3 protein-coding genes are annotated in these 5,775 nt (G+C 36.0%); 2 read left to right on the top strand and 1 reads right to left on the bottom strand.

The window, feature by feature from the left end:
- Positions 1-197 precede the first annotated feature (197 nt).
- Both mfd and gldJ read left to right on the top strand, forming a co-directional pair.
- Positions 198-3,554, top strand: a complete 3,357-nt coding sequence (gene mfd / locus E1171_RS08900) for a transcription-repair coupling factor (protein WP_155205658.1) — start codon at positions 198-200, stop codon at positions 3,552-3,554.
- Positions 3,555-3,903: 349 nt separating this feature from the next.
- Positions 3,904-5,100, top strand: coding sequence for a gliding motility lipoprotein GldJ (gene gldJ / locus E1171_RS08895; protein WP_155205657.1), 1,197 nt, complete (start codon positions 3,904-3,906; stop codon positions 5,098-5,100).
- Positions 5,101-5,160: 60 nt separating this feature from the next.
- Here gldJ and E1171_RS08890 read toward each other — a convergent pair.
- A partial coding sequence (locus E1171_RS08890; RefSeq protein WP_222931454.1) for a ComF family protein occupies positions 5,161-5,775 on the bottom strand: 615 nt, incomplete at its 5' end.

Here is a 5,775-nt window from a genome sequence, read left to right as displayed (position 1 = left end):
TTCTACCAAATGGTAAAAGCTACTATTTTTGCTCTTTATCAATTTTTCCACTCAGCAACGAGTATATTTCGTGAATGGGTTCCAAAAAATAAAAACAATACTTTTCCGGAGAATACTGTTTATTGAAAAAACAGGTACCGCCAATTATTTAAATTAGATTTAATAATTTCATCTAATTTTTTTAAAATTTTTAGACCTTGAAGATTTCCGACTTTCTAAATCTTTATCAGTCAGAAGGACTGGTCCAGACAATCGCTCAAAAAAATGGTACAAATAACAACCTTCACCTTCAGTTAAAAGGTCTCAAAGGAAGTATGGATGCCATCCTAGCAGCAGCCATATACCAAATCAATCAACAGACCCAATTATTTGTTTTACATGATAAGGAAGAAGCAGCCTATTTTCATACCGATCTTCAAAATCTGCTGGAGGATAAAAAGGAGGTATTATTGTTTCCCTCTTCTTACAAAAAACCATACCAGTTTGAAAAAACTGAAAATGCCAATATTTTAATGCGGGCAGAAATTCTAAATCGAATTAATAACCTCAGCCCAAAAGGAGAATTAATAGTCACTTATCCTGAAGCCCTCACTGAAAAGGTCATTAACAAAAAATCACTGGTAAAAAATACTTTGCTTGTAAAGAGAGGAGATGAACTGGATACAGAGTTTCTATATGAAATCCTTATTTCTTATGATTTTGAACCTACTGAATTTGTCTATGAGGCAGGACAATTTGCTGTTAGAGGAGGAATTGTAGATGTATTTTCCTACGCAGGTGAATTGCCTTTTCGAATAGAATTATTTGGAAACGAAATTGAAAGTATTAGAACCTTTGATCCTATTTCACAATTATCCACTGAGCAACTGGACCAGGTCAATATTATTCCAAATGTACAAACTCGATTATTAGAAGAAAGGAGAGAGGGATTTTTAAACTTTCTACCCAAAGACACTAAAATTTGGATTAAAGATTACGGACAAACACTGGATATAATTGAAAAACACTTTCAAAAGGCGGAAATAAATTTTAAGGATATTCTCGAGAAAAATAAAGATACCACTTCTCTTCATCAACCTTCTGACCTATTTGAAAATAGAGAAAGCATAAGCAAAACTTTACAAAATCATACCACGATAGAATTTGGAAACCGTTTCTATTTTACTGAAAAAGCCTCTTTTCAATTAGAGTCCTTTGCTCAACCATCTTTTAACAAAAATTTTGAATTACTGGCCAATAACTTAAGCCAGAATCAGGAAAAAGGATTTACCAATATCATTGTCGCCGAACAGCCAAAACAGTTGGACCGCCTGAAAAATATTCTGGAAGAGATTGACCCCTTTATTAAATTTCAGGACCTAAATATCAGCTTAAGAGAAGGCTTCATTGACCCACTGCTTAAAATCGCTTGCTACACCGATCATCAAATCTTTGATCGCTATCATCGATATAAAACCAAAACCACTTATTCGAAGTCAAAAGCCTTAACTTTAAAAGAACTTCGTACACTTAGCCCTGGGGATTATGTCGTCCATGTGGATTACGGAGTAGGTCGTTTTGCAGGTTTGGAAAAAATGGAAGTTGCTGGGAAAGAACAAGAAGCCATGCGTCTTATTTACAGAGACAATGACCTGCTCTATGTAAGTGTACATTCCTTACATAAGGTTTCCAAATATAGCGGAAAAGAAGGGGGGCCTCCTACCATTAGTAAACTGGGTACTCACGAATGGGAAAACAAAAAGAAACGGGTAAAGAGTAAGGTAAAAGACATTGCTAAAGATCTCATTCGTCTATATGCCAAAAGAAAAAATGCTCCTGGTTTTGCCTTTGAAAAGGATGGTGTAATGCAAACTGAATTAGAGTCTTCCTTTATTTACGAGGACACTCCAGACCAAGCTGCAGCCACCACAGATGTTAAAGCGGATATGGAATTAGCACACCCTATGGACCGACTGGTATGCGGAGATGTGGGTTTTGGAAAAACAGAAGTAGCTATTCGAGCAGCGTTTAAAGCGGTAAATGATGGAAAACAAGTAGCTGTACTGGTCCCAACTACCATTTTAGCCATGCAGCATTTTCATACGTTTAGTGAACGGTTAAAGGACTTCCCAGTTCAGATAGAGTATATTAATCGTTTCAAATCCACAAAAGCCATCAAAGAAAGTCTTAAAAATATTAAGGACGGCTTTACGGATATTCTAATTGGTACTCATAGAATCGTCAATAAAGATGTAGATTTTAAAGATCTTGGTTTGATGATTATTGATGAGGAACAGAAATTTGGAGTGAAGGTAAAGGAACGTTTGAAAGAAATTCGGATTAATGTAGATTCCCTAACATTAACGGCAACTCCTATCCCAAGAACACTTCATTTTTCTCTGATGGGAGCCAGAGATTTAAGTATTATTGCGACTCCTCCTCCAAACCGTCAACCAGTAACCACAGAAATTCATGCTTTCAGTGAGGAAATTATCAGAGATGCCATCGACTACGAATTAAAAAGGGGAGGACAGGTATTTTTCGTTCATAACCATGTCAGCGACATCGAACAAGTAGCTAACATCATATTAAGATTGGTTCCTGATGCAAAGGTGGGAGTGGCTCATGGACAAATGGACGGGACAAAGTTAGAAAAAACAATGCTAGGTTTCATTAATGGTGATTTTGATGTGCTTGTTTCTACTAATATCATAGAATCGGGTTTAGATATTCCTAATGCAAATACCATCATTATAAATAAGGCACATATGTTTGGCCTTTCTGACCTACACCAAATGAGAGGAAGAGTGGGAAGGTCCAATAAAAAAGCATTCTGCCATTTGCTATCTCCCCCAACATCTTCTTTAACTTCCGACGCCCGCAAAAGGCTCAGCACCTTGGAAGAATTTTCCGAACTGGGCAGTGGTTTTAAAGTAGCCATGAGAGACCTTGATATTCGTGGAGCAGGTAACCTTTTGGGGGGTGAACAAAGTGGCTTTATTACTGATATTGGTTTCGATATGTATCATAAGATCCTAGATGAAGCGGTACAAGAACTGAAGGAAACAGAATTTAAGGATTTGTTTGAGGAGGAATTAAAAACAAATGGAAAACCAAAACCCTTTGTACAAGATTGCACCATTGAAACTGACCTAGAGCTTTTAATCCCGGAAGAATATGTAAATAATACAGCCGAAAGATTAAGTCTGTATTCAAAACTAGACAATTTAGAAGGAGAAGAACAGCTTAAAGAGTTTTGTGAGGGATTAAAGGATCGTTTTGGTCCCATGCCTGATACCGTACAGGATTTAATCGAAACTGTACGCTTGAGGTGGATTGCCGAAAAATTGGGTTTTGAAAAACTTGTTCTAAAAAATGAATCCCTAAAAGGTTATTTTCCATCATCGGAAAATGAAATTTTCTACAAATCCGAAATTTTTGGAAGAATTCTAAATTATATCCAAAACCGACCAAAAAAGTGCAAGATAAAAGAATACCCCAAACGTCTTCTTTTAAAGATAGAACAAATTACCTCTGTTCAACAAGCTTTACAAACTTTAACCGAAATGCTTTAAACAAAACAATTTTACAGGGGTTTTTAAGGGCAACGCTTTCATTTTCTTTAAAAAAATATTATTATCTTTGATTACAATATGAATTAGTTTTAATATTTCTCTTTATCACAAAATACTACAACGTTATTGTATTTCGTTTAAATAATACAATTATTTACAATCAAAACACAAATTAAATTTATTCATTAAATTATATACCAAATTATTGCTGTATATTTTGGTTTTTCTTTGAATTAAATTTATAATTTTAGAGCTGAATTGTGTGTGTTAACTTCGTAATCGCTTACGTGTGTCCGGCTTTGAAATACTATTAACCAAAAGCATTTTATACTTTAAATCTTAACAGGCTATGAATAAAATTGTGAGCTTTATTAAAGGCACGACTGTCTTGGTCTGCTCCTTAGCAATACTCGCTTCTTGCTCCAAAAAACATCCCACAGCGGTAAATCCTGGTCCAATGAGTAAAACTACAGGACTGGAATATAACACCGAAGATGGTTTTCAAGTCAATGATTATTCAGGTATGCCCGATATTCCCAATATGGTGTTCATTGAAGGGGGTAGAAGCACTTTAGGTTCTTTGGAAGAAGATGTAATGGGTTTTCATGATAATATGAAACGAACGGTTACTGTTTCCTCTTTCTATATGGATGAAACCGAGACTACCAATACCGCTTATCTTGAATATTTATTTTATGTCAAAAGAGATTCATCCAGAGAGTTTTATGAATATGCATTACCAGATACCACCGTTTGGGCCAATGATTTAGCCTTTAATGATTCTTATGTAGATAACTATTTAAGATATCCAGGTTTTAGATTCTATCCTGTTGTAGGAGTAAGCTGGGTGCAGGCAAATGATTATTCCAAATGGAGAACTAAAATTGTAAACCAGAAATTGGCGGAAGAAGCCGGTCTTGAAGAATATGCTGCTGAAACAGGAGAAAGTATTCCACTGGAAACAGGAGCAGTACTACCGGAATTTCGCTTACCAACAGAAGCAGAATGGGAGTATGCTGCCATGGGACTGATTGGTACCCAATGGAATGATGAAAACCAAACTCACCAACGATTATATCCTTGGGATGGTCATGCCTTAAGAAACCCTTATGGCAAAAAGATGGGATATTTCCTGGCTAACTTTAAAAGAGGAAGAGGGGATTACGCAGGTATTGCAGGTAACCTGAACGATGGGGCTATGATTACAGATTATGTATACGAATATCCTCCAAATGATTTTGGCCTTTATAATATGGCAGGTAATGTTAACGAATGGGTGCAGGATATTTATCGTCCACTTTCTAGTATGGATGTAAATGATTTAAACCCAGTTCGTAATAGTGAAACCTTTGACCAGGCTTCCGATTATGACAAGGAAGGATATAACTCTCTTATCGACAATTCTGTAAGAGTATACAAAGGTGGTTCATGGGCAGATGTAGCATATTGGCTTTCGCCAGGAACAAGAAGATACTTGGAACAAGATTCATCTACAGCTACCATTGGATTTAGATGTGCCATGATTAGAGCTGGATCTAATCATTAATTCAATGTGCTTAAATTTTTAAAGAAAAGGATCATTTCTCGCTTAGAAATGATCCTTTTTTTAATCAGCACAAGCCATAACAGCTATACTTAAGGATTTACAGCCATGCTCAATTAATCGCAAGGCACAAGCTTCTAAAGTGGATCCCGTAGTCAAAACATCATCTACCAGAAGTACATTCCTATCAAAAAGTTCTACCCCATCCCTTAGTTGGAAAACTTCACTCACATTATTCCATCGCTCCAATCGACTTTTAATGGTCTGACTGGAGCTATCTTTCACTCTTTCCAATACCTCCAAAGAACATTCGGAATGTAAACGACTGGCCAATACCCGAGCAAATCCAACACTTTGATTATAACCTCTTTTTTTAAGTTTTTTAGCAGACAAAGGAACTGGAATCACTAAATCAAATTGTCCTTCAAATCCTTTTTCTAATAATTCTTGAGCAAACCAGTTTCCTAATACTTCTCCAACCTCTTGTCTGTTTTTATATTTCAATTGATGAATGATTTGCTGAGAAACCCCACCTTTTACAAATTTCATATAAGCCAAGGTATACCTTAAGTCTATTTTCCCGTAAAACCTTGAAGCAAGATAATAATTCCCAACCTTAGACATTTTTACTTTGGGCAAATCAATACGGCATAAAGTACAGAGATGCTCTTCACCTTT

This window comes from Xanthovirga aplysinae, assembly GCF_009711365.1.
GTDB classification, from domain to species: Bacteria; Bacteroidota; Bacteroidia; order Cytophagales; family Cyclobacteriaceae; genus Xanthovirga; species Xanthovirga aplysinae.
The sequence above is the reverse complement of the archived record's forward strand: the minus strand, read 5'-3'. Positions and strand labels throughout refer to the sequence as shown.

Coding starts and splice junctions, on each gene's coding strand:
- gldJ (WP_155205657.1), top strand. CDS start 3,904: ATGAATAAAATTGTGAGCTTTATTAAAGGCACGACTGTCTTGGTCTGC.